The organism is Bradyrhizobium sp. Kon58, from assembly GCF_055807455.1.
On record NZ_JBVVOT010000216.1, the window covers coordinates 1 to 368 of the forward strand.

General features: G+C 61.4%; 1 protein-coding gene. It reads left to right on the plus strand.

Annotated elements, in window-relative coordinates; translation table 11 throughout:
* Window positions 1-162 precede the first annotated feature (162 nt).
* A partial coding sequence (locus AC0L20_RS40180; RefSeq protein WP_473295697.1) for a hypothetical protein occupies window positions 163-368 on the plus strand: 206 nt, incomplete at its 3' end.

Below are 368 nucleotides of genomic sequence, written 5' to 3' on the forward strand. Positions count from 1 at the left end.
GTCTGCCGGCACCCGGCGTGAAGAGGGCCAGTTGCACCACCTGCAAGGGCAGCAGGAACAGCGTGAAGTAGAGGTAGGTAGGGCGCAGAAGCATGTCACCGCGTGCCTGCGTCAAGTCGAAAAACTCCAGGAGCTGGCCAATTTGCTCACGCAGGAATCGCTATGACCTCCATTTCAGCCAACACGTCTGAACGCCAACGTCGACGCGATCCTCGCGAGGACCGTGTCCACGAGGTGGGCGCGCCTGTGCCTTTGGAGCAGCGCCAGCTCTTTACCCAATTGTTCGGTGATGACGAACAGGATTCGGGCCGCAGCGCCTCACACGCCGGCATCAAGGCATCTGGCGATCGGGTCATGGTCGAGGCGCT